General features: G+C 72.0%; 21 protein-coding genes and 1 pseudogene. 7 read left to right on the forward strand and 15 right to left on the reverse strand.

From position 1 onward, the window contains the following. Positions 1-138 precede the first annotated feature (138 nt). Positions 139-2,307 carry a S9 family peptidase gene (locus tag ACWXWW_RS00410; protein WP_455968162.1) on the forward strand — a complete coding sequence of 723 codons (2,169 nt, stop codon included), beginning with the start codon at positions 139-141 and terminating at the stop codon, positions 2,305-2,307. Here the strand turns inward: ACWXWW_RS00410 and ACWXWW_RS00415 are convergent. Further along, on the reverse strand, positions 2,290-3,186 hold the full coding sequence (locus tag ACWXWW_RS00415; RefSeq protein ID WP_455968164.1) for a phosphodiesterase: 897 nt from the start codon (positions 3,184-3,186) through the stop codon (positions 2,290-2,292). The two genes, ACWXWW_RS00410 and ACWXWW_RS00415, sit on opposite strands and share 18 nt — an antisense overlap. A gap of 550 nt (positions 3,187-3,736) precedes the next feature. Between ACWXWW_RS00415 and ACWXWW_RS00420 the strand changes: the two genes are divergently transcribed. Beyond that, a complete protein-coding gene (locus ACWXWW_RS00420) occupies positions 3,737-4,627 on the forward strand; it encodes a hypothetical protein (protein WP_455968165.1) in 891 nt (296 codons plus the stop codon). Positions 4,628-4,697: 70 nt separating this feature from the next. Here the strand turns inward: ACWXWW_RS00420 and ACWXWW_RS00425 are convergent, their stop codons facing one another. The 3 genes from ACWXWW_RS00425 to ACWXWW_RS00435 form a co-directional block, all read right to left on the reverse strand. Next, on the reverse strand, positions 4,698-5,726 hold the full coding sequence (locus ACWXWW_RS00425) for an ATP-dependent 6-phosphofructokinase (protein ID WP_271174205.1): 1,029 nt from the start codon (positions 5,724-5,726) through the stop codon (positions 4,698-4,700). 66 nt (positions 5,727-5,792) lie between these two features. Further along, complete coding sequence (locus ACWXWW_RS00430) at positions 5,793-7,946, reverse strand: DEAD/DEAH box helicase (RefSeq protein ID WP_455968167.1); 2,154 nt, start codon at positions 7,944-7,946, stop codon at positions 5,793-5,795. 242 nt (positions 7,947-8,188) lie between these two features. Continuing rightward, entirely contained in the window at positions 8,189-8,806 is a 618-nt protein-coding gene (locus ACWXWW_RS00435; RefSeq protein WP_324011984.1) for a hypothetical protein, read from the reverse strand. A gap of 115 nt (positions 8,807-8,921) precedes the next feature. On the opposite strand from ACWXWW_RS00435, the gene deoC reads away from it, so the two are divergent. Beyond that, entirely contained in the window at positions 8,922-9,641 is a 720-nt protein-coding gene (deoC, locus tag ACWXWW_RS00440; RefSeq protein WP_455968168.1) for a deoxyribose-phosphate aldolase, read from the forward strand. Between the two features lie 3 nt (positions 9,642-9,644). Here the strand turns inward: deoC and ACWXWW_RS00445 are convergent, their stop codons facing one another. Genes ACWXWW_RS00445 through ACWXWW_RS00465 form a run of 5 tightly spaced genes read right to left on the reverse strand, consistent with a single transcriptional unit; the run spans position 9,645 to position 13,086 of the window. Next, positions 9,645-10,604 (reverse strand): bifunctional riboflavin kinase/FAD synthetase, encoded by a 960-nt coding sequence (locus ACWXWW_RS00445; protein ID WP_271174201.1) that lies wholly within the window; start codon positions 10,602-10,604, stop codon positions 9,645-9,647. Beyond that, positions 10,601-11,038: a hypothetical protein gene (locus tag ACWXWW_RS00450; protein WP_324011991.1), complete on the reverse strand. Its 438-nt coding sequence runs from the start codon at positions 11,036-11,038 to the stop codon at positions 10,601-10,603. Before ACWXWW_RS00450 ends, ACWXWW_RS00445 begins: the two co-directional genes overlap by 4 nt. A 52-nt stretch (positions 11,039-11,090) precedes the next feature. Beyond that, a complete protein-coding gene (locus ACWXWW_RS00455) occupies positions 11,091-11,459 on the reverse strand; it encodes a hypothetical protein (protein WP_271174199.1) in 369 nt (122 codons plus the stop codon). Next, positions 11,456-12,376, reverse strand: a complete 921-nt coding sequence (truB, locus tag ACWXWW_RS00460) for a tRNA pseudouridine(55) synthase TruB (protein WP_455968169.1) — start codon at positions 12,374-12,376, stop codon at positions 11,456-11,458. The genes ACWXWW_RS00455 and truB overlap by 4 nt, the downstream gene beginning before the upstream one ends. Positions 12,377-12,417: 41 nt before the next feature. Further along, entirely contained in the window at positions 12,418-13,086 is a 669-nt protein-coding gene (locus tag ACWXWW_RS00465; protein WP_455968170.1) for a hypothetical protein, read from the reverse strand. 160 nt (positions 13,087-13,246) lie between these two features. Here ACWXWW_RS00465 and ACWXWW_RS00470 point away from each other — a divergent pair, with 160 nt between their 5' ends. Further along, positions 13,247-14,119, forward strand: a complete 873-nt coding sequence (locus tag ACWXWW_RS00470) for an A/G-specific adenine glycosylase (protein WP_455968172.1) — start codon at positions 13,247-13,249, stop codon at positions 14,117-14,119. A 3-nt stretch (positions 14,120-14,122) separates the two neighbouring features. On the opposite strand, the gene rbfA is transcribed toward ACWXWW_RS00470, so the two are convergent. From rbfA to ACWXWW_RS00500, 6 genes are all read right to left on the reverse strand, one after another. After that, the gene (gene rbfA, locus ACWXWW_RS00475) at positions 14,123-14,566 is read right to left on the reverse strand and encodes a 30S ribosome-binding factor RbfA (protein WP_271174195.1); all 444 of its coding nucleotides are present in this window, start codon (positions 14,564-14,566) and stop codon (positions 14,123-14,125) included. Between the two features lie 74 nt (positions 14,567-14,640). After that, the gene (gene infB / locus ACWXWW_RS00480; RefSeq protein WP_455968173.1) at positions 14,641-17,403 is read right to left on the reverse strand and encodes a translation initiation factor IF-2; all 2,763 of its coding nucleotides are present in this window, start codon (positions 17,401-17,403) and stop codon (positions 14,641-14,643) included. A gap of 60 nt (positions 17,404-17,463) precedes the next feature. Continuing rightward, complete coding sequence (locus ACWXWW_RS00485) at positions 17,464-17,751, reverse strand: YlxR family protein (protein ID WP_309299957.1); 288 nt, start codon at positions 17,749-17,751, stop codon at positions 17,464-17,466. A 49-nt stretch (positions 17,752-17,800) separates the two neighbouring features. Continuing rightward, positions 17,801-18,790 carry a transcription termination factor NusA gene (gene nusA / locus ACWXWW_RS00490; RefSeq protein ID WP_271172201.1) on the reverse strand — a complete coding sequence of 330 codons (990 nt, stop codon included), beginning with the start codon at positions 18,788-18,790 and terminating at the stop codon, positions 17,801-17,803. Between the two features lie 106 nt (positions 18,791-18,896). After that, the gene (locus tag ACWXWW_RS00495; protein WP_455968174.1) at positions 18,897-20,372 is read right to left on the reverse strand and encodes an alanine/glycine:cation symporter family protein; all 1,476 of its coding nucleotides are present in this window, start codon (positions 20,370-20,372) and stop codon (positions 18,897-18,899) included. Positions 20,373-20,423: 51 nt separating this feature from the next. Beyond that, positions 20,424-22,178 carry a proline--tRNA ligase gene (locus tag ACWXWW_RS00500; protein ID WP_282978091.1) on the reverse strand — a complete coding sequence of 585 codons (1,755 nt, stop codon included), beginning with the start codon at positions 22,176-22,178 and terminating at the stop codon, positions 20,424-20,426. A gap of 132 nt (positions 22,179-22,310) precedes the next feature. Between ACWXWW_RS00500 and ACWXWW_RS00505 the strand changes: the two genes are divergently transcribed. From ACWXWW_RS00505 to ACWXWW_RS00515, 3 genes and pseudogenes are all read left to right on the forward strand, one after another. Continuing rightward, positions 22,311-22,769: a carboxymuconolactone decarboxylase family protein gene (locus tag ACWXWW_RS00505; RefSeq protein ID WP_455968175.1), complete on the forward strand. Its 459-nt coding sequence runs from the start codon at positions 22,311-22,313 to the stop codon at positions 22,767-22,769. Positions 22,770-22,774: 5 nt separating this feature from the next. Beyond that, on the forward strand, positions 22,775-23,665 hold the full coding sequence (locus tag ACWXWW_RS00510; RefSeq protein WP_455968176.1) for a sigma-70 family RNA polymerase sigma factor: 891 nt from the start codon (positions 22,775-22,777) through the stop codon (positions 23,663-23,665). A gap of 35 nt (positions 23,666-23,700) precedes the next feature. Continuing rightward, a pseudogene (locus tag ACWXWW_RS00515) lies at positions 23,701-24,740 on the forward strand (RNB domain-containing ribonuclease); the annotation flags it as partial. Between the last annotated feature and the right edge of the window lie 77 nt (positions 24,741-24,817).

Here is a 24,817-nt window from a genome sequence, read left to right on the forward strand (position 1 = left end):
CGGGATGTGCACGATCCTACTCAGGGCAGGTGCTCTCGGTTCTCGACATCGCGTACAGGGCATTCGCGTCCGATGTACAGCGCGTACAAGTGCCATGTCCTCCCCCGCGAGAGCGCTCGTCCGCATTAGCGTGGACCCGTGATCCCCGATGCGCAGACCGCGCCCCCCATCGCCCCGACCGCCCCGCGACGCCCTGTCGTCCGCACGCATCACGGCGACGTGGTCGAGGACGGCTACGAGTGGCTGCGCGCGAAGGACGACGCCGAGGTGAGGGCGCACCTCGAGGCGGAGAACGCGTACACCGACGCCCGTCTCGCCCACCTCGAGCCGCTGCGCGAGACGATCTTCCAGGAGATCAAGGGCCGCGTGCGCGAGACGGACCTGACCGTCCCCGTGCGCCAGGGCGGATGGTGGTACTACGGCCGCTCGCTCGAGGGCCGGCAGTACGGCCTCCAGTGCCGCGCGCCGCTCGCGAGCGAGGACGATTGGACTCCCCCGAAGCTCGACGTCGACGTCGAGGTGCCGGGCGAGCAGGTGCTGCTGGACGGCAACGTCGAGGCGGAGGGATACGAGTACTTCGCACTCGGAGCGTTCAGTGTGACGACCGACGGCTCGCGCATGCTGTGGGGCGTCGACACGCAGGGCGACGAGCGGTACACCGTCCGCGTGAAGGACATCGCGACCGGCGAGCTCCTGCCCGACGTGCTCGAGGGGCTCGGCGGCGGGGCGCGCTTCACCCCCGACGGGCGCTTCATCCTCTACTCGACCGTGGACGATGCATGGCGCCCCGACGGCGTCTGGCTCCACCGCGTGGGCGAGCCGACCCGCGAGCACGACGTCGAGATCGCGCACGAGGACGACGACGCGTTCTGGATCGGAGCGGGCTTCACCCGCAGCCGGCAGTACCTCGTGATCGAGTCGGCGTCGAACACGACGAGCGAGATCCAGGTGCTGCCCGTCGCCGACCTGCCCCGCCTCGCCGAGGATCCGGCAGCCGTCCCCCGCACGACCATCTGGAGCCGCTCGGAGCGCATCGAGTACTCCGTCGACCACGCCGTCGTCGACGGTGCGGACTGGCTCTACGTGCTCCACAACCGCGGCGCGCTCGACTTCGAGCTCGTGCGCGTGCCCGCCGACGCCCCCGACGCGGAGCCCGAGGTCGTCATCCCCCACTCCCCCGGCACGCGCCTCGAGAGCGTCGACTGCCTGCGCGACTTCGCGATCGTGGAGTACCGGTCCGGCGGCATCCCGCGGGTCGGCATCCTCGACTACCGGACCCACGCCGTGCGCGAGATCGCGTTCGACGAGCCGCTGTACAACGCGGGGTCCGGAGGCAACCCCGAGTGGGCGCAGCCCGTCGTCCGACTGAGCTACGGCTCGTTCACGACCCCCGGCACGGTGTTCGACTACGTGGTCGAGACCGGAGAGCTGCGCGAGCTCAAGCACGTCGAGGTGCTCGGCGGCTACGACCCCGCCGACTACGGCCAGGAGCGACTGTGGGCGCCGGCGGTCGACGGCACGCTCATCCCCGTCTCCGTCGTGTGGAAGCGCTCCTTCGGCGACCCGGGCGCCGCACCCCGCCCGCTGCACCTGTACGGCTACGGCTCGTACGAGCACTCGATCGACCCCGGCTTCTCGTACGCGCGCCTGTCGGAGCTCGACCGGGGCGTCGTCTTCGCCGTCGCCCACGTGCGTGGCGGCGGCGAGATGGGCCGCGCGTGGTATGAGGACGGCAAGCTCGCGAACAAGCGCAACTCGTTCACCGACTTCGTCGACGTCGCGCGCTTCCTCGTGGACGGCGGGTACACCTCGCCGGACCGGATGGTCGCCGAGGGCGGGTCCGCCGGCGGTCTGCTGATGGGCGCGGTCGCGAATCTCGCTCCCGAGCTGTTCGCGGGCATCCTCGCCGATGTCCCCTTCGTGGACGCGCTCACGACCATCCTCGACCCGTCCCTCCCGCTCACCGTGATCGAGTGGGAGGAGTGGGGCGACCCGCTGCACGACCCCGAGGTCTACGCGTACATGAAGTCGTACACGCCGTACGAGAACGTCCGCGAGGGCGTACGCTACCCGCGCATCCTCGCGATGACGTCGCTCAACGACACGCGCGTGCTGTACGTCGAGCCAGCGAAGTGGGTCGCGCGCCTGCGCGAGGTCGACGCGGACGCGCTCCTGCGATGCGAGATGACCGCAGGGCACGGCGGCGTGAGCGGCCGCTACAACGCGTGGCGCGAGCGCGCCTTCCAGCTCGCGTGGATGTTCGACGTCCTGGGGATCGCCGACGAGGCCTCAGACCGGCTTGCGTGAGAAGCGCTCGAGCCGCTCCTGCGGGGTGAGCGCGGCCATCTCGGCGTACCACGCGGGCGTGAAGTAGTCGCCCGGGTCGGCTGACGCGACCGGCACGACCGAGTGGGTGATCGTGTCGTCGTAGACGTGCACGAGGTGGAACGCCTGGCCCGCGTCCATCCCGTTCACGCTCTGCGCCGGGAGCGCGATGTCCATCGTGTAGCAGGAGGCCGATGCGACGCTCACGGGGATGCCCGCGAAGGTGCCGCTCGTCGAGTAGTGCAGATGCCCCGCGAGGATGGCGCGGACGTCCGACCCGCGCAGGACGCGCGCGAGCTCATCCTGGCGGCGCAGCTCGAGGATGTCGAACAACGGGATGTGGCTGGGTAGCGGCGGATGGTGGAGCGCGAGGACGGTGCCGAGCGGCGCGGGTGTCGCGAGCTGCTCCGCGAGCCACTCGAGCTGGCCGTCGTCGAGATCGCCGTGGTGCCATCCGGGGACCGATGAGTCGAGCGCGATGAGGCGCAGCCCGCCGACATCCCATGCGCCGGTCACCGCCTCCTGCGTCGCGGGCAGGCCGAGCAGGTCGCGGCGCAGCTCGGGGCGCTCGTCGTGGTTGCCCGCGACCCAGACGACGGGAGCGCCCAGACGCTCGGCCACGGGGTCGACGAGGGCGCGCAGGCGGGTGTAGACCTCGGGCTCGCCGAGGTCGGCGAGGTCGCCGGTGAAGACGAGCGCGTCGACGCCGCCCGCGAGGCGCTCGACGCGCTCCAGGGTCTGCACGAGGTTGGCGTCGGTGTCGATCGCGCCATTGAGCAGGCGCCCGCCCGCGAGCAGGTGCGTGTCGCTCAGGTGGACGATCGTGCGCCGCGCGGGCGCACGCCTGCCGAACTGCTCCATGCCGCCAGCCTAGGGGCCGCCCCGGACGGCGGCGCAACGAGCCCGTCTCCTGACGCGAGGACCCCCTCGCCTGACGCGAGGGCCGCATGTCTCACTTCGCGCGGGAATTCGCGTCCCATGCCCGCAGCAATCGAGACATGCACGGCCCGCACCGCACCCGTGTCTCACTTCGCGCGGGAATTCGCGTCCCATGACCGCAGGAATCGAGACATGCACCGCCCGCTACCGCACCCGTGTCTCACTTCGCGCGGGAATTCGGCTCCCATGACCGCAGCAATCGAGACATGCACGGCCCGGTCCCGCCCCGTGTCTCACTTCGCGCGGGAATCGCACGGCGAAAGCCGCAAGAGATGAGACATGGGATGGCACGCCGGACGACCCCGGGCGAGCGCCGGACGACCCCGGACACCCGCGCAACGACGGCGACACCGCGTGCACAGGGCGGGGGCGCGCCGGATCGGCGCCGATCCGCGCGCAGGCGCCGCTCCGGTCGGCTCCGTCGGGCCATCCTGCCGCTATGTCGCGTCATCCTGAGCCTCTCCCCCTCGACTTGGCCACTGCGCCGTTCCACGTGCGTGACGCGCTCGATCGCGGCATCTCGACCGCACGGCTCCGGGCCCTCGACCTCGACCGCCCCTATCCCGGGGTGCGGACGCCGCGCGCCCTCGCCCCCGAGAGCCTCCGCGAGAGATGCCTCGAGTATGCGCCGCGGCTGAAGCCCGGCGAGTTCTACAGCCACGACACCGCGCTCGGCCTCATCGGAGTGCCGGTGCCGGCTCGGGCGAACGCGCAGTTGCACGTGTCGGTGCACCGGCCATCCCATCCGCCCCGCATCGCGGGGATCCGCGGCCATCGACTGCAGCGACGCGAGGCTCTCCTGTACCCAGATGCCGAGCTCCCGCTGGAGTCGCCCGCCCGCGCCTGGCGCCAGGTCGGCGGGCTCTGGACGCTGGACGAGCTCGTCGTCGCGGCCGATCACCTCGCCGGTCGCCGCCACGGGGTGCTCACCCTCCCGGATCTCGCGGCGGAGGTCGAGATCATGGGCGACGTGCGCGGCCGCCGCCTGGCGAAGGCGCTCGCCCTCACCCGGCCGGGAGCGGAGTCCCCCGGCGAGACGCGGACGAGGCTCGCGATCTGGCGGGGCGGCCTACCCGAGCCGGAGCTGAACTGGGATCTCCACGACGCCGACGGCACGCACGTCGCGCGGTTCGACGTGGCCTACCTGCGGCGGCGGGTGTGCGTCGAGTACGACGGACGCGTGCACGCGCAAGACGCACGGCAGTTCGAGCGCGACGCGGACCGCTGGGAGGCCGTGCGCAGACGCGGATGGCTCATGGTGCGGATCCTGCGGCATCACCTCGCCGGACCGAGCCCGGCTGCGGCCGGGCTCGTCGCGGCCGCGCTGCGGGAACGCGGATGGCGCCCCGGTGCCCCCGCGTGACGCGTGTCTCATTCTCGGCGGGAACGCGGCAGCGATTCCCGCCGAGAGTGAGACACGGGAGGAGGGAGGATCAGCCGAAGAGGGCTGCGGCCTCCTCGTAGCGGGCGAGCGGCACGGTGTGCAGCTCGCCGAGCGCCTCCGTGAACGGAACGCGCACGATGTCGGTGCCCTGCATCGCGACCATCTGGCCCCACGCGCCATCCACGACCGCGTCGGCGGCGTGCAGCCCGAGGCGCGTCGCGAGCACGCGATCGAAGCCCGAGGGGGCGCCGCCGCGCTGGATGTGGCCGAGCACGGTCGAGCGGGTCTCGATCCCGGTCGCCTGCTCGATGAGCGGTGCCAGCACCTCGCTGATGCCGCCGAGGCGGGGGCGGTTGAACGCGTCGAGGCCCTTGTCGCTGTACGCCTCGTCCTGGCCCTTCAGCTTGAAGCCCTCGGCGACCACGACGAGCGGGGCGCGACCGCGCTCCGCGGCGGCGAGCACGTGCTCGGTGATCTCCTCGAGCGACAGCGGCACCTCGGGGATGCAGATGATGTGCGCGCCGGCGGCCATGCCCGAGTGCAGGGCGATCCAGCCCACGTGACGGCCCATGACCTCAGCCACCATGCAGCGCTGGTGCGAGTCGCCCGTCGTGCGGAGGCGGTCCATCGCGTCCGTCGCGATGTTCACGGCCGTGTCGAAGCCGAACGAGTAGTCGGTCGCGCGCAGGTCGTTGTCGATGGTCTTGGGGACGCCGAGGACGGGGATCCCGTCGTTGTTGAGGCGCTGTGCAGCCGCGAGAGTGCCCTCGCCGCCGATCGCGATGATGCCGTCGAGCTTGTGCCCGTAGAGCGTCTTCGCGATGTTCTCGGCACCGCCGCGGTCGCCCTCGTAGGGGTTCGTGCGGCTCGTCCCGAGGATCGTCCCGCCGACCTTCGAGAGGCCCTTGACGTCGCGCCGCGTGAGGGGAAAGAAGTCCGCCTCCACGAGCCCCTTCCAGCCGTCGCGGATGCCGACGAACTCCATGTCGTACGCCTCGGTGCCCTTGAGCACCGCACCACGGATGACTGCATTGAGGCCGGGGCAGTCGCCACCACTCGTCAGAACGCCGATCTTCATGACAACAACGCTAGGGCATCCGGGAGGGTGTCCTTTCCCCTCCCGGGCGCCGCATGCGGTGAAAGCCTAGTCGTCGCCCAGAGCCTGGCGGAGCAGGTGCATGAGCGCGGCCAGCTGGACCGAGTCGCTCGACGTCTCGTCGAAGGCCTCGCCGTCGAGCGCGCGGCCCGCCAGACCCTGCTTGCGGTCGATGAGCTCGGCGATCTTCGTGTCGATCGTGTGCGCGGCGATGATCCGCCACGCGGTGACCGGCTCGTCCTGCCCGATGCGGTGGACGCGGTCGATCGCCTGCGTCTGCTCGGCGGCCGTCCAGCTCAGCTCCGCGAGCACGACGTTCGACGAGACCTGCATGTTCACGCCCACGCCCGCAGCCGTCAGCGAGCAGACCGCGATGCCGACCTCGGGATCGTTGTTGAACGCGTCGATCGCCGCCTGGCGCACGGCGCCGGTCTGCTCTCCGCGCACCGAGACCGCCTTGATGCCTGCCGCGGCGAAGTGCGCCTCCGCCTGGTCCATGACGTCGATGTGCTTGGCGAAGAAGACGACCTTGCCGACCGAGCGCTGCAGCTGCGCGGCGTAGTCCGCCGCGAGAAGGGCCTTCGCCTGGCCGATCCGCCGCACCATCGCGAACACGTTGTCGCCGCTTGTGCCCGCGGCCTTCGACTCGTCGAGCTCGCCCTGCGCGACGAGGCGCACGATGTCGTCGTCGATCTCGCCCGCCTCGAGCCCGCGCTCGCCGCGCGCCTCGATCATCCGGCGGTAGCGAGCGGCGAGACGCTCCCCGAGCTCGCGCTCGGCGGCGCGGATGCTGCGCCCGAACTCGTCGTCGAGCTGCACGGGCAGATCGGCGATGAGCTTGTCGGGCAGGTCGGCCGCGACATCCTTCTTGCGACGTCGCACGATGCCCATCGAGATGACGGCCTCGCGCGCCTCGGGGTAGAACGCCTTGTCGGCCGGGGTGAGCCCCGTCGCGTCGAGCTTCTCCATGAGCTCCGGGCCGGGCTTCTCGCCGTTCGTCCACCCGAGGAAGCGCCAGATCGCGTCGAAGTCCTCGACGTCGTTGATGAGCGGCGTGCCGGTGAGGGCGAGGAGGAGCGGCTTGCCGCCGGGCGTCGACTCGCGGATGCTCTGCGACAGCGCGAGCACGTTCTGCGAGCGCTGCGACGACAGGTTCTTGATGAAGTGGGCCTCGTCGACGACCATCCCCCGCAGCCCGAGCGTCGCGAGCCATCCGATGTGCCGGTCGAGGATCTCGTAGTTCACGATGAAGACGTCGGCGAAGGCGTCGACGTCCTGCCCGTCGCCGTTGATGACCGTCGCGCGGCGCTGCGGCGTCCAGCGCTCCACCTCGCGCGCCCAGTTCATCTTGACGACGTTGGGCACGACCACCACGAGCGGGTACGCCTCGGCGACCGACGCCGCGAGCACCGACTCGGCCGTCTTCCCGAGACCGGGCTCGTCGGCGAGGAGAAACTCGCGGTGACCCGCGCGCACCGCCTCGAGGAACCGGGACTGATGCGGCATGATCTCGAGCCCCTTGGGCGAGAGCCGGTCGAACTCGGGCACGGGCGGGAGGGGCATCGTTGCGGCCCCGCCGCCGGCGCCCAGCTCGAACGCCTTGTAGAGCGGCCCCATGAGCTCCCAGCCGTCGAGCCGTCGACGCGGCGTCGGGCCGGCGGGCACGCGCGAGAGGTCGGGTGCGAGGAAGGGGTTCGCCTCGCGGCGCGCCTCGATCTGCGGCGGCGTCACGGCGCGCTCGGAGACGACGGGCGCGACGACGGTCGCGGGCAGCGCGGGCTTCTCGTCGGTGATGACGAGCTCCTCGGGCGGCAGCTCCGCACCCGACTCGAGCAGCCAGTCGCGGCGCATCCGGCGCGCGACGGGCGACGTCGCGTGGTCGGCCTCGAGGAGCTGGATGAGGGAGGTGTCGCGTGCCGCGGTCTTCGCGAGGATGGTCGCGACGCCGTCGAGCCGCTTGAGCAGCTCGGCGCGCGCGGCGTCGGAGAGCGCGTCGTCGGCCTTGACGCGGGCGCGCTCCTCGCGCACGAGGAACGCGATGACCTGGAACTTGACCCGGTTGGTCGGGCCGAGCTTGTTGCGCTGCGCCTTGGCCTCGATCTCGCGCACCTTGCGCGCGAGGATCGGGATGATCGGGGCCTCGTCGTCGCGTCGTGCGGACGAGGACTTCTTGCGCTGTCGCGCGGGTGCCGTGGTCGGCATGCTCCTCCTGAGCGTCGCTGCCGGCGGCCGCTGGTGCCTGGCCGGTCGAAGTCGTGCGTGCGTCACGCCCTGCCGAACTGCGGCGGCGCCGACCGCCTGGATCGACGGACGGCGACCGAACAGCGCGCGCACTCCGGCGTCCGGTGACGCGGCCCGCTCCTCCGGCGCTGTCGCGTCGAACGGATGAGCGGAAGCCTCACGGGCATTCTACGCCATAGCGCGCCGGATCCCACCAGGCGCGGTCACATCCAGAGCGTCGCGATGAGGTCGTCGGTGTACTGGGGCTCGAAGTCGGCGTTCAGCCAGTGCGTCGCGGCCCACCCGCCGCCGCCGAGCACGTGCACCTCGCCGGTCGCACCGGGCACCTCCCCGGTCAGCTCCGTCTCGAGCTCGCAGCGAGTCACGACCTCGCGCTCCTCGCACGTGAAGCCCTCGGCGAGCAGCGCGGCGCGGATGGTCTCGGTCTGGGCCTCGTCGACGGCGGCGAGGGTCGTCGCGATGCCGACCTCGCTCGCGAGCCCCCACGTGCACCGCAGCGGCTCGACGGCGTCGAGCACCTCGAGGGCGGGGACCACCTCGGTCGAGAGCATCGTGAGACCCGGGTCGTTCAGCGCGCCGGCCTCCTCGCTGAGGATCGAGAGCGCCTCGCGCGACCACGCCTGCTCGCACGAGGCGGGCATCGTGAACACGCCGGGCGCGGTCGTGGGCACGGATGTCGTCGGCGCGGTCGTCGGAGTGGAGGTCGCGGAGGGCGTCGGATCGGGCTCCGCGCCCTGGCCCGTGCCGACGCTGCTCGCGCATCCTGCGAGAGAGAGGAGGACGCCCGCTGCGAGGACAGGGGCGAGTGCACGGCGCATCATGCTCTCGACGCTATCCGAGCGGATGGCGCGCGGGCGACGACGCACGCCGATCGTGATGCAATCGCGCCGCACCGGCCTCGGGCGGCGGCCCGGCAGGCGAAGGTAGGCTGGGCGCATGGCCATCGAGCTCACCGAGGCGGCTGTCGCCGCCGCCATCGACCACGCGATCCTCAAGCCCGACTTCACGCGCGCCGACGTCGATCGCGAACTCGACATCGCGGCCGAGTGGAAGGTGTTCAGCGTGTGCGTGCGCCCGTCCGACGTCGCGTACGCCGTGCGCCGGCTCGAGGGCTCCGGCGTCGCCGTCGGCACCGTGATCGGCTTCCCGCACGGCACGACGTCGACCGCCGCCAAGGTCGCCGAGCTGCGTCAGGCGCGCGAGGACGGGGCCACCGAGTTCGACATGGTCGTGCACATCGGCGCCCTGCGCGGCGGCGAGGACGAGCGGGTCGAGGCGGACATCCGCGCCGTCGTCGACGCCGCAGACGGCCTCGTCACGAAGGTCATCCTGGAGACGAGCCTCCTCGACGAGGAGCAGATCGCGCGCGGCAGCCGGCTCACGGAGGCCGGCGGCGCGACGTTCGTCAAGACGTCGACGGGCTTCGCCGGCGGCGGCGCCACGGTGCCGCACGTCGAGCTCATGCGCCGCAGCGTCTCCTCCGCCGTCCAGGTGAAGGCGTCCGGCGGCGTCCGCGGGCTGGACGCCGCGATCGCGATGCTCGAGGCCGGCGCGACCCGCCTCGGGACGAGCGCGAGCGCGACGATCCTCGGCGAGCTGCGGGCGCGCGCCGCGGGAGGCGTCGCCACGGGCGCCGAGGACTCCACCTCGTACTGAGCGTCAGCCGCCCGCGAGGACCTCGCGCACGCGCGCGACGTCGTCGGTCATCTGGATGATGAGCTTCTCGATGCCCTCGAACGCGACCATCCCTCGGATGCGCGCCGCGAACTGCACCTCGACCCTCAGCCCGTAGAGGTCGAGGTCGTCCTCGTCGAGCACGTACGCCTCGACCTGGCGCTGCGCGACGTCGTCGAAGGTCGGGTTCGTGCCGACCGAGATCGCCGCGGGGTACCGCACGACCGAGCCGAGCTCTCCGCGCGGGACGACGAGCCATCCCGCGTACACGCCGTCGGCGGGGATGAACCCCTCGGCGTCCTGCGCGAGGTTCGCCGTCGGGAAGCCCAGCTCGCGCCCGCGCTTCAGCCCGTGCACGATCTCGCCGCGCACGGCGTGCCGGCGACCGAGCAGCTTCGCGGCGCGCTCGACGTCGCCCGCGTCGAGGAGCTCGCGGATCCACGACGACGACACGCGGCGCCCGTCGCCCGAGCTGGCGATGTCGGGCATGATCTCGACCGAGAACCCGTGCTCGGCCCCCATCCGCTCGAGCAGCGCGGCGTCGCCCGCTCCCCCGCGCCCGAAGCGGAAGTCGCTCCCCACGAGGACCCGCTGCGCGCGCAGGGCGCCGACGAGCACGCGCTCGACGAAGCTCTCCGCGGGCTCCGCCGCGAGCTGCTCGTCGAACGCGAGGAGCAGCGTCGCGTCGACGCCCGTGCGCTCGAGGAGGTCGACCTTCTGCTGCACGCTCACGAGCGGCTGCGGGCAGCGGGCGGGCGCGATGAGCGCGAGGGGGTTCCGATCGAACGTGACGGCCACCGTGCGGGCGTCCGTGCCCGCGGCATCGACGAGCATCCGCTCGATGAGCGCGCGATGCCCCGCGTGCACGCCGTCGAACTTGCCGATCGCGACGACCGAGGGCCCGAACCCCTCCGGCACCTCGCCGGCGTCGCGGAAGAGCATCATCGGGCGACCTCCGCGGCCTGCCGCGAGCGGGCGGGGCGGTGCGTCGCGAGCCACCAGATGCCGAAGAACGGCAGCACGAGCGGGATCCAGACGTATCCGCTTCCGTAGAGCGACCACACAGTCGGGTGCTGGAACAGGGCGGGGAGCGCGATGCTCAGGGAGCCCACGATGATGACGCCCGCGAGCTCGAAGATCACCGACACCCACGCGACGCGGTACCACGCGTCGCTCTTCGAGAACATCAGCGCGAGAGTCGCGAGGATGTACACGACGGCGGACGCCGCCGACAGGGTGTAGGCCACCGGCGCCTCGTCGAACGCGCGCACGATCTGCACGAACGACCGCCCGGTGGCGGCCAGCGCCATCACGCCGTACACGAACACGAGGACGATGCCCACGCCGGTCATCCGGCGGGTGCGCGCTGGCTCTGTCATAACGGCTCCATTTTAGGCGGCGCACCTGCGCGCGGGCCGCGCGAGAGCGCGGTCAGGCCACCTGGATCGTCCAGATCACGTGCATGCGGTACACCATCACCGCAACGGCGAGCCCGAGCACCCCCATGACGACGACGCTCCATCGGGTGCGGTCGATGAAGGCCCACACGACGCCAGCGACGGGAAGGAGCGCGGCCGACACGAGGTAGGTCCAGAACTCGAGCAGGTCGCCCGTGGGCGGGTTGCCTGCGAGCGGCGCGATGATCGCGATGACGATCTGCACGACGAGGAGCACCTGCACGAGAGCCATGGCGCCCACGGAGAGGTCGCTCGGGCGCCGTCCGGCGAGTCCGAGGATGACGCACAGCGCGCCCGCGAGGCTCGCGACGGCGACCTGCGCGATCGTGAACCACGCGATCATGCGGCGCCTCCCTGAGGCTCCGGCATGTTCATGGCGCTCTTGAGGGCGGATCCGCGCTTCTCGACGATCCCGATGAGCGCGCCATCCGGATCGATGGCGGCAGCGAGAGCGCCGGGGACGCGTGCGGCCGCGCCGGCGAGCCGCTTGCCGTGGCGCAGGTCTCGCGCCTCGTCGACGGTCGCGTCGAAGCGGCCGAGGACCCTGGCGGCCACGTCGGCGGGCGGAAGGAGGGGCGCGTCGGCGAGCTGGTCGTCGACGGCGGCCGCGTCTGCGACGTCGAACGGCCCGACGTGCGTGCGACGCAGCGCGGTGAGGTGCCCGCCGACCCCCAGCGCGGCGCCGAGGTCCCGCGCGAGGGCACGGATGTACGTTCCCGATGAGCAGTCCACGGCGACGTCGAGATCGATCGCCCCTTCGGATCGGCGCACGGCGTCGATCTCGAAGCGCGAGATCGTGACCTCGCGCGCCGCGAGCTCGACCTCCTCGCCCGCCCGCACCCGGTCGTACGCTCGGCGTCCGTCGACCTTGATCGCGGACACCGCGCTCGGCACCTGCGAGATCGGGCCGCTCAGCGCGGCGACGCCGCGGGCGATGTCGGCGTCCGCGACGGCAGCGAGGGTCTCCGGCGAGACGGATGCGATGACGTCGCCCTCGGCGTCGTCCGTCGTCGTGGACTGCCCGAGCCGGATGGTCGCGGTGTAGGTCTTGTCGAGGCCCACGAGATACGTCAGCAGGCGCGTCGACCCCTCGATCCCGAGGAGGAGGAGTCCCGTCGCCATCGGGTCGAGCGTCCCGGCGTGGCCGATCCTCCGGGTTCCGAAGGCGCGCCGTGAGCGCGCGACCACGTCATGACTCGTCAGGCCTCCCGGTTTGTCGACGAGCAGGATGCCTCCGGCCTGGGGAACGCGTGACGCCATCCCTCCAGCGTATTGCGTCTGCCGAGTGCCCCGCGGACGGGTCAGGCGCAGGCCTCGTACGCAGGGGTCTCGAGCGTCGTGACCGCCACCCGGGTCGCGCCGTCCTGTCCGTCCGCGTACTGGAAGAACACCGATCCGTCCGACGCGTCGTCGTCGTCGATCCGCAGGAACGAGATGCCCTCGATCGGCGAGTCGACCTCGACGGCGTCGGGGTGCACCGCGAGGACGTCGTCGCGCGTCGCGCCCACACCGAGGCCGTCCTCGGTCCGCGGGCCGATCCCCGACCGGTCGCTCAGCGACTCGACGGTCGCGGCGATGACGGGGCCTGCGCCCTCGGCGTCGCGCTGGAACGACACGAGGTACGTGCCGTCGGGTGCGCTCCAGTACGCGACCCACGCGCAGCTGTCGTCGTTCACCCAGTCGCCGGGGAGCGACGCCACGACCTCGTCGAAGTCGTCGCCGAGCTCGATCGGGCCGAGCTCGCCGTCCTCGATCTCCCACGTGGCGGGGTCGGCCGGGTCCTCGGCGTCCTGCCCGGGCGTCGTGGGGGTGGGCGGCGGCGTGCTCGGCGTCTGCGAGGGCGACGCGCTCTCGCTCGGCGAGGGCGACGTCGGCTCCGCGGTGTCGGCCGGATCTCCCTCGGAAGCGCAGCCGGCCATCGCGAGCGCCAGCACCCCGGTCAGAGCGATTCCCGCTCGGATGCGCATCATGATGATCTCCTCTCAGCTGCCCCTCTTCGACGGTAGTGCCCGGATCGGCGGGGTCGGTAACGGTTAGGACGCCGTCCGATAACGCTTCGGTCGCGCCCCGATGCGAAGCACCTGAACGGGTGCGCACGGAGCGCGGATGAGCGCGTCATAGGCTGAGACGATGCCCACCCTCGACCTCGCCGACAGGCTCGTGCCGTGGTTCCGCGCGCACGCGCGCGATCTGCCGTGGCGCCGCCCGGGATACGGGGCCTGGGGCACGCTCGTGAGCGAGTTCATGCTCCAGCAGACCCCGGTCGCGCGCGTGATCCCGCACCTCGAGGCATGGCTCGAGCGCTGGCCGACGCCGACCGCGCTCGCCGACGACGCTCCGGCCGAGGCGGTGCGGCAGTGGGCGAACCTCGGCTATCCGCGCCGCGCACTCTGGCTGCACCGCGCCGCGGTCGAGATCCGCGACCGCCACGAGGGCGTCGTCCCGCGTGACGTGGACGCGCTCCTCGCGCTCACGGGCATCGGGGACTACACGGCGCGGGCCGTCGCGGTCTTCGCGTACGGCGACCGCCATCCCGTCGTCGACACGAACACCCGGCGCGTCATCGCGCGCGCCGTGGACGGCCGCGCGCAGCCGGGTCCTCCCCACCGCCGCGACCTCGAGGCGATGACCGCGCTCCTGCCGGAGACCCCGACCGAGGCCGCGGCGATGAACGCCGCGGCGATGGAGCTCGGTCAGGTCGTGTGCACGGCGCGCGCCCCGCGATGCGACGAGTGCCCGGTCCGCCTGTCGTGCGCGTGGCTGGCGGCGGGGCGGCCCGAGACGCCGGACACGCGGCGACGGCAGGCCCGGTACGAGGGCAGCGACCGTCAGGCCCGCGGCGCCGTGCTGCGCCGGCTCCGCGAGGCCGGCCCGGATGGCGCCGCGCAGGACGCTGTGATCGCGGAATGGCCCGACCGCGCTCAGCGCGACCGGGCCATCCTCTCGCTGCTGTCCGACGGACTCGTCGAGACCGACGGAGAGCTGCTGCGCCTGCCTCGGTGAGGCTCAGGCGTCGTCTTCGTCCGCCGTCTCGCGCGGCTTGACGTAGGGGTCCTCCCCCGCCGCCCACTGCGCGCCAGCGGCGAGCCCGGCGACCGCCTCGTCGCGCTCGCGCGCCTCGCGCAGGAGCGCGGTGAGGTGGTCGGCCGTCTCCGGCAGCGCGTCGGGGATGAACTCCAGCGACGGCGTGAGCCGCGTGTTGAGCTGCTTCCCGACCTCGCGGCGGAGCATGCCGGTGGCGGCCTTGAGGGCCGCGCCGCTCGCGACGCGCTCCTCGTCGGAGCCGTACACCGTGTAGAAGACCGACGCGTGCTGCAGGTCACCCGACACGCGCACGTCCGTGATCGTCACGAAGCCGAGCCGCGGATCGCGCAGGCCCTTCTCGAGGCGCTCGGCGAGGATGACGCGGATGCGATCCGCGAGCCGCGCCTGACGTTCCTGTCCGGCCATGTTGTCCTCCTTGGATGAGACGGCCCTGCCGAGCGGCCGGAGCCGCCCGACAGGGCCGGTGGGTGAGATCCGCGTCAGCCGCGCGGCTTCTCGACCATCTCGGTCGTCTCGATCTCGTCGCCGACCTGGATGTCGTTGTACTTGCCGAGGCCGATGCCCGCCTCGAAGTCCGTGCGGACCTCGGTGACGTCGTCCTTGAAGCGGCGCAGCGACTCGATCGCCAGGCCGTCCGCGATGACCACGCCCTCGCGGATGACGCGCGCCTTGGCGTTGCGCGTGATCGTGCCGGAGCGGACGATGACACCCGCGATGTTGCCGAACTTGGAGGAGCGGAAGACCTCGCGGATCTCCGCGACGCCCGACTGGACCTCCTCGTACTCCGGCTTGAGCATGCCCTTGAGCGACTGCTCGACATCGTCGATCGCGTTGTAGATGACCGAGTAGAACCGGACGTCCACGCCCTCGCGAGCCGCGGCCTCGCGGGCCTTGGCGTCGGGGCGGACGTTGAAGCCGATCACGATCGCGTTGTCGATCGTGGCCAGGTTGACGTCGGACTCCGTGATCGCGCCGACACCGCGGTGGATGATCCGCAGCTGGACGCTCTCGTCGACCTCGATCTTGAGCAGCGACTCCTCCAGCGCCTCGACGGCACCGGCGACGTCGCCCTTGATGATGAGGTTGAGCGACTCGACCTTGCCCTCTTCGAGCGCACGCGTGAACTCCTCGAGCGACATGCGCTTGCGGGCCTTGGCCAGCTGGGCGTTGCGCTCGACGGCCTCGCGCTTCTCGGCGATCTGACGCGCCGTGCGGTCGTCGTCCGTGACGATGAAGGTGTCGCCGGCCCGGGGAACCGAGCTGAGACCCTGCACCTGCACGGGCCGCGAGGGAGCGGCCTCGGTGACGGCGTCGCCGTTCTCGTCGATCATCGCGCGGACGCGGCCGTACGCCGTGCCGGCGACGATCGGGTCGCCGACGCGCAGCGTCCCCGCCTGGACGAGCACGGTCGCCACCGAGCCGCGGCCCTTGTCGAGCTTCGCCTCGATCGCGACACCGCGCGCCGCCTTGTTCGGGTTCGCACGCAGGTCGAGACCCGCGTCCGCCGTGAGGAGGACGGCGTCCAGGAGGTCCTGGATGCCGATGTTCTGACGCGCGGAGACGTCGACGAACATGACGTCGCCGCCGTACTCCTCAGCCACGAGACCGTACTCGGTCAGCTGCTGGCGCACCTTGGCCGGGTTCGCCTCGGGCTTGTCGACCTTGTTGACCGCGACGACGATCGGCACGCCGGCCGCCTGCGCGTGGTTCAGGGCCTCGACCGTCTGCGGCATGATGCCGTCGTCGGCCGCGACCACGAGGATCGCGATGTCGGTCACCTCGGCACCGCGGGCGCGCATGGCCGTGAAGGCCTCGTGACCCGGGGTGTCGATGAAGGTGATCGCGCGCTCGAAGCCCTCGTGCTCGGTCCACACCTGGTACGCGCCGATGTGCTGGGTGATGCCGCCGGCCTCGCCCGCGACGACGTTCGTCTTGCGGATGGCGTCGAGCAGTCGCGTCTTTCCGTGGTCGACGTGACCCATGACCGTGACCACCGGGGGACGGATCTCGAGGTCGGCGTCGTCCTCCTCGAGCTCCTCCTTCTCGAGGTCGAGGCCGAAGCCCTCGAGGAGCTCCTTGTCCTCGTCCTCGGGCGAGACGATCTGGATCTTGTAGCCGAGCTCGGAGCCCAGCACCTCGAACGTGGCCTCGTCGAGCGACTCGGTCGCGGTCGCCATCTCACCGAGGTGGAACAGCACCGTGACGAGGTTGCCCGGCTGGACGCTCATGCCGGTGATCGACTCGATCTTGTCGGCGAAGTCGGAGATCGATGCGCCGCGGCGCATCCGGATGACGGTGTTGCCGTCGCCGCGCGGGACCTTGACGCCGCCGACGATCGGCGCCTCCCGCATCTCGAACTCTTGACGCTTCGCCCGACGCGACTTGCGCTGCTTGGACTTGCCGCCGCCCTTGCCGAACGCGCCGGCCGTGCCGCCGCGACCGCGGCCGCCGGGACCGGGACGGCCGGCGAAGCCGCCGCCGCCGGGTGCGCCGCCGGGACGGAAGCCGCCGCCGGCACCGGGGCCGCCGGGACGACCCGCGCCGCCCGGACGCTGCTGGAACGGAGCACCGGGACGACCGGCGCCGCCACCGGGACGACCGGGGCGCGGCGCGCCGGGGCGCGGTGCACCCGGGCGCGGAGCCTGCGGCTTCGGCGGACGGGGGATGTTGCCGGGCGTCGGGCGCTGGCCCATGCCCTGCGCCGACGCGAACGGGTTGTTGCCGGGACGCGGTCCGCCCGGGCGCTTGCCCATGCCCTGCTGCGACGCGAACGGGTTGTTGCCGGGACGCGGGCCGCCGGGACGGGGCCCGGGGGTCGGCGCGCCGGGCGCCGCGGGAGCGGCGGCCTCGGGCTTCGGCGCGGCGGGCGCCTCGCCAGCGGCCGGCTTCTCGGCCTGCGGGGCCGCGGGAGCCGGCTTGGCAGCGGGCTTCGCGGGTGCGGGCTTCGGTGCAGCGGGCGCCTCGGCGGCCGGCTTCTCGGCCGGACGCGCGGGACCGGGCTTGGGTGCGCCGGGGCGCGCGGGTGCGGGCTTGCGGGCCGCGGGCTTCGCGTCGGCGGGGGCGTCCGCGGGCTTCGCGGCGGCCTCCGACTCGAGCGCGGCGCGCAGCTTGCGCGCGACGGGCGGTTCGACCGTCGACGACGGGCTCTTCACGAACTCGCCGAGCTCCTTGAGCTTCGCGAGCGCGACCTTGCTGTCGACGCCCAGCTCCGCGGCGATCTCATGTACGCGTGGTTTTGCCACAATTCTCCTGTCTGGGGCGGCCTGCCCCGGACAGGGCAGACCTCTAAAGGCGGACGGGTCTCATTTCGAGCCGTTCACTTGATTTCCATAGCTGCTCAGCCATTTCTCGAAGGTCTGCGTGTCGAGCGGGCCCGGCACGCGCAGTGCTCGTACGAAGGCGCGGCGTGTGAGTGCGGTTCCGATGCACTCGGGCGTCGGATGGACCCACGCCCCCCGGCCCGGCATGACAGCGCGCTCATCGGGGACGAGCTCGGAATCGATGACGACCACCCTGAGAAGGGCGGCTCGGGGAGCGCGCATGCGACAGGCGACGCACGTCCGTACGGGTTCCATCCTACACCTCGGCATCGCGGATGGCCGTCGCGCGTGTCGCGACGGCCCTTTCGATCGGGCCGGCTCAGCCCTGCTCGAGGATGCTGTCGGGCTGGATGTCGATCTTGGCGCCCGTGAGCTTGGCGGCGAGACGGGCGTTCTGCCCCTCCTTGCCGATCGCGAGCGACAGCTGGTAGTCGGGCACGAGTGCGCGAACGGCCTTCGTCGTCGCGTCGAGCACGAAGCTGCTCGTCACCTTGGCGGGAGACAGCGCGTTCGCGACGAACTTCGGGAGATCGTCATCGTGGTCGACGATGTCGATCTTCTCCCCGCTGAGCTCCTCGGTGACGGCGCGGACGCGGCGGCCCAGCTCGCCGATGCAGGCGCCCTTCGCGTTGATCGACGGGTCGTTGGCGCGCACGGCGATCTTCGTGCGGTGCCCCGCCTCGCGGGCGAGCGAGGTGATCTCGACGAGCCCGTTCGCGATCTCGGGGACCTCGAGCGCGAAGAGCTTGCGGACGAGACCGGGGTGCGTGCGCGACACGGTGATCTGCGGGCCCTTGAGGCCCTTCGCGACGCTCGTGACGTAGACGCGCAGGCGGGATCCGTGCGAGTACTCCTCGCCGGGCACCTGCTCCTCGGGCGGCAGGATGGCCTCGACCGTGCCGAGGTCGACGTGGATCATGCGCGGGTTGGGCCCCTGCTGCACGACGCCCGCGACGATGTCGCCCTCCTTGCCGCGGAACTCGCCGAGCACGGCGTCGTCGGCCAGGTCGCGCAGGCGCTGGCTGATGACCTGCTTGGCCGCGTAGGCGGCGATGCGGCCGAAGTCCTCGGGAGTCGTCTCCTCCTCGCCGATGACCGCGCCCTCCTCATCCCGCACGGGGACGAGGATCGCGACGTGGCCGGTCTTGCGGTCGAGGTGCGCGCGTGCGCCCTCGGGGATCTCGCCGCTCTGGGAGACGTGCTTGCCGTATGCCGTGAGGACGGCCTGCTCGATGATCCGAACGAGTTCGTCGAACGGGATCTCCTTCTCGCGCTCGACCGTTCGCAGCAATCCGAGATCGATATCCACAGCGTCCTCCGTATTCAGCTCTCATCGGCACACGTCTCGCCGACATCTCCGCAACGATACCGGATCGAGCCGCGCCCACGCTGGGAGCGGGCCGCGGGCGCGGGCCTCAGCGCCTGCGGCCGACCACCCGGATCGGGCCGGTCACGCTCTCCGCGTTCTCCCAGCACTCGATGCCCTGCACGTCGGGCATGAGGTCGCGCGTGAACACCGGATCGGCACCTGCTCGGCGCTGCTGCGAGTAGTCCTTGAGCAGTCGGAAGACGAGACCCGACAGCAGCGCGACCGCGACGAGGTTGATCACGGCCATGACGCCCATGATCGCGTCCGCGAGCGTCCAGACGAAGCTCGCGGCGGCGACCGACCCCGCGAGCACCGCGAGCACGACGAGCGCCCGGAACGTCGTGAGCACCGCGGGCTTCGTCGAGATGAACTCCATGCTCGCCTCGCCGTAGTAGTAGTTCCCGATGATCGAGCTGAACGCGAGCATGAACACGACGACCGCCAGGGCGATCGTGGCCCAGCCCCCGAGCGACGAGGTCAGCGCGTGCTCGGTGAGCTCGATGCCGGACATCCCGCCCTTCTCGATCGGGACCGCGACGAGGACCGTGAACGCGGTGATCGAGCACACGATCATGGTGTCGAAGTAGACGCCGAGCGACTGCACGAAGCCCTGCTTCGCGGGGTGCGTGACGGCGGCGGCGGCACCCGCGTTGGGCGCCGATCCGAGGCCGGCCTCGTTCGAGAACATGCCGCGCTTGACGCCCGTGAGGATGATCTGGCCCAGCGTCGCGCCGAGGATCTGGTTGAACCCGAACGCCTGCGTGAAGATCGACGCGAACGCCGCCGGGAGCTGGTCGATGTGCACGATGACGACCGCGAGGCCCAGGAGCAGGTAGGCGAGCGCCATGACGGGGACGAGCCCCTGCGTCACGCTCGCGATCCGGCGCACGCCGCCGAACACGATGACGCCCGTCAGCGCCGCCGTGAGGATCCCGACGACCCAGAGCAGCCAGGTGCCCTCGGCCCCGGAGAGCTGCGTGATGGCGGACGACATCGTGAGCGCGATCGTGTTCGCCTGCAGAGCCGAGAAGGCGAACGGGAAGCAGAAGATGAGGATGACCGCGAACGCGACGCCCATCCAGCGGGCACGCAGTCCCTTTGCCATGTAGTACGCGGGGCCGCCGCGGAAGCCGTCCTTGTCGCGCACCTTGAACAGCTGGGCGAGCGTCGACTCGGCGAAGGCGGAGGCGGCGCCGATCGTCGCCATGAGCCACATCCAGAAGACCGCGCCGGGCCCGCCGACCGCGATCGCGGTCGCGACGCCCGCGATGTTCCCCGTGCCGACGCGCGAGGCCGCCGAGATGGTGAACGCCTGGAACGAGGACACCGACTGCGGGCGGCCGTCGTCGTCGAGCGGGGTCTTGTCCGCAAGAGTCCGGATCATCTCCGGCAGCATGCGGATCTGCACCGCGCCCGAGCGCACCGTGATGTACACGCCGAGGAGCGCCACGATCGGCAGCACGATCCAGGTCCAGAGAACTTCGTTGCCGAACCAGCCGATGAACGCTTCGAGGTCTTCCATGCGCGTCAGTATGTCGCCTCGGAGGGCCGCGGCCAAACGCCGTGCGGCGCGTCAGGCTGTCAGGCGCGCCACGGCGTCGGCGAACGGGACCACCTCGCGGTCGCCCGTCCGACGGTCCCACAGCTCGACCATCCCGTCGGCCGCACCGCGCCCGACGACGACGAGCTTCGGCACGCCGATGAGCTCGGCGTCGCCGAACTTGACCCCCGGCGACACCTTCGGGCGGTCATCGTAGAGCACGTCGAGGCGGGCCGACTCGAGGTCGGCGACGAGCCGCTCGGCGAGCGCGAACGCCTCGTCTCCCTTGCCCGTGGCCACGACGTGCACGTCGAACGGCGCGACCGACTCGGGCCAGATGAGGCCCCGGTCGTCGTGCGAGAGCTCGGCGATGATCGCGAGGATGCGCGTGACGCCGATGCCGTACGAGCCCATCGTGACAGTCACGAGCTTGCCGTTCTCGTCGAGCACCTTGAGGCCGAGCGCCTCCGCGTACTTCCGGCCGAGCTGGAAGACGTGGCCGATCTCCATGCCGCGCGCGAGCGTCACGGGGCCCGAGCCATCCGGAGCGGGGTCTCCGTCGCGCACGGTCGCGGCCTCGACGAAGCCGTCGGCCGTGAAGTCGCGCCCGGCGACGAGCCCGTGCACGTGGCGGTCGGCCTGGTTCGCGCCCGTGATCCAGCGCGTGCCGTCGACGACTCGGGGGTCGAGGAGGTAGCGGATGCCCGTGGCCGACTCCTCGCCGAGGATGGGCCCGGTCGCGCTCCAGGGCCCGATGAACCCGCGGACGAGAAGCGGGTTCGCCTCGAAGTCGGCGTCCGTCGCTGGCTCGACCTCGGCGGGCGCGAAGGCGACCTCGACGCGCTTGTCGTCGATGTCGCGGTCGCCGGGGATGCCCACGACGACGAGCTCGCGCGTGCCGTCCAGATGGGTGAGCGCGAGCACGACGTTCTTGAGCGTGTCGGCCGCGGTCCACTCCCCCTCGAGCACGTCGTTCGCGTGCGCGACGAGGGTCTGGATGGTCGTGGTGCCGGGCGAGTCGAAGACGACGGGCTCGGGGAGGCCGTCGAACGGGACGGGCTCGGGCGCCGTCGTCGTGTACGCCTCGACGTTGGCCGCGTAGCCGCCCTCGCTGCGGACGAAGGTGTCCTCGCCGACGGGCGTCGGGTGGAGGAACTCCTCGGAGCGCGACCCGCCCATCGCCCCGGCGTCGGCCTGCACGATCGCGTACTCCAGTCCGAGGCGCTGGAAGATGCGCTCGTACGCGTCGCGCTGCGCCTGGTACGAGCGGTCGAGGCCCTCGTCGGTGTGGTCGAACGAGTACGCGTCCTTCATCGTGAACTCGCGTCCGCGCAGGAGGCCGGCGCGCGGCCGAGCCTCGTCGCGGTACTTGTCCTGGATCTGGTAGATCGTGAGCGGAAGGTCCTTGTACGACGAGTAGAGGTCCTTGACGAGGAGCGTGAACGCCTCCTCGTGCGTCGGCGCGAGGAGGTAGTCGCCGCCCTTGCGGTCCTGCAGACGGAAGAGGAGGTCGCCGTACTCGTCCCAGCGGCCCGTGGCCTGATAGGGCTCACGCGGCATGAGCGCCGGGAAGTGCACCTCCTGCGCACCGGCCGCCGTCATCTCCTCGCGGATGATCTGCTCGATCCGCGCCTTCACCCGCAGGCCGAGCGGGAGCCACGCGAAGATGCCGGCCGCCTGACGGCGGATGTAACCGGCCCTGACGAGCAGGCGGTGGCTCGCGACCTCTGCCTCGGCAGGGTCTTCTCGGAGCGTGCGGACGAAGAGTTGCGACAGACGGGTGACCACGAGCGACAAGTCTAGGCCCGCGCCCTCGCCGCTCCGACACGCCGGCGGCGCCCCTGTCACACTTCGCGCACGCGCTCCGACGGTATGGGTGGACGGCCATCCGCCGTCGACACCGACCGGAGGAGGACGCCCATGACGCGCATCGCGATCGCGAAGACCAACAAGCTCGGCTATGCCGCGGTGATCGGCCTCGAGGGCTATGTGCGCTCGACCGTGGACGCCGAGCTCTACGAGCTCATCAAGCTGCGGGCATCCGTCCTGAACGGATGCGGATTCTGCGTGGACATGCACGCGACCGACGGAGCCCGGCGCGGGATCCCGCAGCGCAGGCTGCACGCGGTCGCCGCGTGGCGTCATGCGCGCTCCCTGTTCGACGAGCGCGAGACGGCGGTGCTCGCCCTCACCGACGCCGTCACCCGCCTCGGGCCCGACGGGGTCGACGACGAGGTCTGGGATGCCGCGGCGCGGCACTTCGACGACGGGCAGCTCGGTGCCATCGTGCTGGCGATCGCGACGATCAACGTCTGGAACCGGATCGCGATCGCGACCGAGATGGAGCCGCCGGTGGACGCCGCCCACCCCGTAGCCTGAGCATCGTGGAGGCCCTGTCGTCGCGCTCGGCGGCCGCTCTCGCCTGGCGCGAGGAGCGCGACCGCCTCGTCGGCATCGCCTATCGGATGCTCGGGGACTTCGGCCACGCGGAGGACGTGGTCTCCGAGGTGGCGCTCGAGGCCGTCCGCGCCGAGCGGGGCGCGTCCGTGCGGTCGTGGCCCGCATGGCTCACCACGACGTGCGTGCGGCGCTCGATCGACCGACTGCGGCAGCTCGCGGCGGAGCGGGAGGAGTACCCCGGCCCGTGGCTCCCCGAGCCGGTCGCGGTCGACCGCCTGCCCGAGGACGTCGTCGCCGATCGCGAGATGCTCTCGCTCACGGTGCTGCACCTCGCCGAGCAGCTCTCGCCCGAGGCGCGCGCGGCCGTCGTGCTCCATCGGGCGTTCGGCATGAGCGCGGTCGAGATCGGACGCGTGCTCGAGCGCTCGCCGGCGGCCGTGCGTCAGCTCATCTCCCGCGGCGAGCGCCGGCTCCAGCTCGACGGAGATCGCGCCGCGTCGCCGCCCCCTCCCTCGCGTGAGGCGCTCGCCCGCGTCGTCGAGGCCATCGAGGGCGGCGACATCGCGGCCGTGGTGGCGTGGCTCGCCGACGACGCCATCCTGTGGGCGGACGGCGGAGGACGCGTCCGCAGCGCTCTCAACCCCGTCTTCGGCCCGCGTCGCATCGCCCGCTTCCTCGCGGGCATCCTCGGCAAGGCGATCGCGGCGGGCGTGCGGCCCCGCGTCGCGCACACGGAGGTCAACGGGGAGCCCGGGCTGTCGCTCGCGATCGGGGCGGAGATCGACGTCATCGCGTTCGAGTTCGACGCGAGCGGCGCCATCCGCGGCATCCGCCGGGTGTCGAACACCGAGAAGCTCACGCGCGTGCTCGCCTGACTCCCGCGCGGCGGGCGCGCGCCTAGGCTGACGGCATGCCGGCACGTCACACCCGCCTGTCGCCGTCCGCCGTCCAGAGCGCGCTCGGAGAGGCGCTCGCCGAGCTGCGGCGATCCCTCGAGCTGCCCGATTCGTTCCCGCCCGAGGTCGTCGCCGAGGCGGAGGAGGTCGCCGCGAGCGATGCCGCCGTCGACGGCTCGGACGCCGAGCGCGCGGATCTGCGCGACCTCGCGTTCCTGACGATCGATCCCGAGGGATCGCGCGATCTCGATCAGGCGATGCACATCGCCCGCGCGGGTGACGGCTTCGTCGTCCACTACGCGATCGCCGACCTCGCGGCGTTCGTGCGCCCCGGCGGGGCGATCGACGCGGAGGCACGGCGCCGCGGGCAGACCCTCTACGCGCCCGACGGCTCCATCCCGAGGCCCTGTCGCACGGGGCCGCGTCGCTCCTGCCCGACGAGGACCGCCGCGCCTATGTGTGGCGCTTCGCGCTCGATGCCGAGGGAGCGCACGGCCCCGAGGACGTGACGCTCGAGCGCGCGTGGGTGCGATCACGGCGCCAGTGGACGTACGAGGAGGCCCAGCGGGCGATCGACGACGGCTCGGCCCCGGAGACGCTCCGGCATCTTGCAGAGGTCGGCCCCCTGCGGATCGCGCAGGAGGCCGCGCGCGGCGGAGCGAGTCTCAACGCCCCCGAGGAGGAGATCGTCGACGGGCCGGACGGCTACACGCTGCGGATGCGCAGGCCCCTTCCCGTCGAGGACTGGAACGCGCAGATCTCCCTCATGACGGGGATGGCCGCGGCCGCGATCATGCAGCGGGAGGGCCGCGGCATCCTGCGGACCATGCCGCCGGCCGACGAGGAGTCGCTCGCGGAGTTCCGGCGGCGCGCCGCGCTCCTCGGTCGCCCCTGGGACGACGCCGTGGACTACGGCGAGTACCTGCGCCGGCTCGACCCCGCCGACCCCGCGACGCCCGCGGTCCTGCAGGCCGCGAGCGCGCTCTTCCGCGGTGCGGACTACGCGGCGTTCACGTCTCCCGACGAGATCCCGGCGGATGCCGGCCAGGCAGCGATCGGCGCGCCCTACGCGCATGCGACCGCTCCCCTGCGGCGGCTCGTCGATCGCTTCGTGCTGCTCGCCTGCACGGG

The organism is Microbacterium sp. KNMS (assembly GCF_053851835.1).

Coding starts and splice junctions, on each gene's coding strand:
- ACWXWW_RS00415 (WP_455968164.1), bottom strand. CDS start 3,186: ATGGAGCAGTTCGGCAGGCGTGCGCCCGCGCGGCGCACGATCGTCCAC.
- ACWXWW_RS00425 (WP_271174205.1), bottom strand. CDS start 5,726: ATGAAGATCGGCGTTCTGACGAGTGGTGGCGACTGCCCCGGCCTCAAT.
- ACWXWW_RS00430 (WP_455968167.1), bottom strand. CDS start 7,946: ATGCCGACCACGGCACCCGCGCGACAGCGCAAGAAGTCCTCGTCCGCA.
- ACWXWW_RS00435 (WP_324011984.1), bottom strand. CDS start 8,806: ATGATGCGCCGTGCACTCGCCCCTGTCCTCGCAGCGGGCGTCCTCCTC.
- deoC (WP_455968168.1), top strand. CDS start 8,922: ATGGCCATCGAGCTCACCGAGGCGGCTGTCGCCGCCGCCATCGACCAC.
- ACWXWW_RS00445 (WP_271174201.1), bottom strand. CDS start 10,604: ATGATGCTCTTCCGCGACGCCGGCGAGGTGCCGGAGGGGTTCGGGCCC.
- ACWXWW_RS00450 (WP_324011991.1), bottom strand. CDS start 11,038: ATGACAGAGCCAGCGCGCACCCGCCGGATGACCGGCGTGGGCATCGTC.
- ACWXWW_RS00455 (WP_271174199.1), bottom strand. CDS start 11,459: ATGATCGCGTGGTTCACGATCGCGCAGGTCGCCGTCGCGAGCCTCGCG.
- truB (WP_455968169.1), bottom strand. CDS start 12,376: ATGGCGTCACGCGTTCCCCAGGCCGGAGGCATCCTGCTCGTCGACAAA.
- ACWXWW_RS00465 (WP_455968170.1), bottom strand. CDS start 13,086: ATGATGCGCATCCGAGCGGGAATCGCTCTGACCGGGGTGCTGGCGCTC.
- ACWXWW_RS00470 (WP_455968172.1), top strand. CDS start 13,247: ATGCCCACCCTCGACCTCGCCGACAGGCTCGTGCCGTGGTTCCGCGCG.
- rbfA (WP_271174195.1), bottom strand. CDS start 14,566: ATGGCCGGACAGGAACGTCAGGCGCGGCTCGCGGATCGCATCCGCGTC.
- ACWXWW_RS00485 (WP_309299957.1), bottom strand. CDS start 17,751: ATGCCGAGGTGTAGGATGGAACCCGTACGGACGTGCGTCGCCTGTCGC.
- ACWXWW_RS00495 (WP_455968174.1), bottom strand. CDS start 20,372: ATGGAAGACCTCGAAGCGTTCATCGGCTGGTTCGGCAACGAAGTTCTC.
- ACWXWW_RS00505 (WP_455968175.1), top strand. CDS start 22,311: ATGACGCGCATCGCGATCGCGAAGACCAACAAGCTCGGCTATGCCGCG.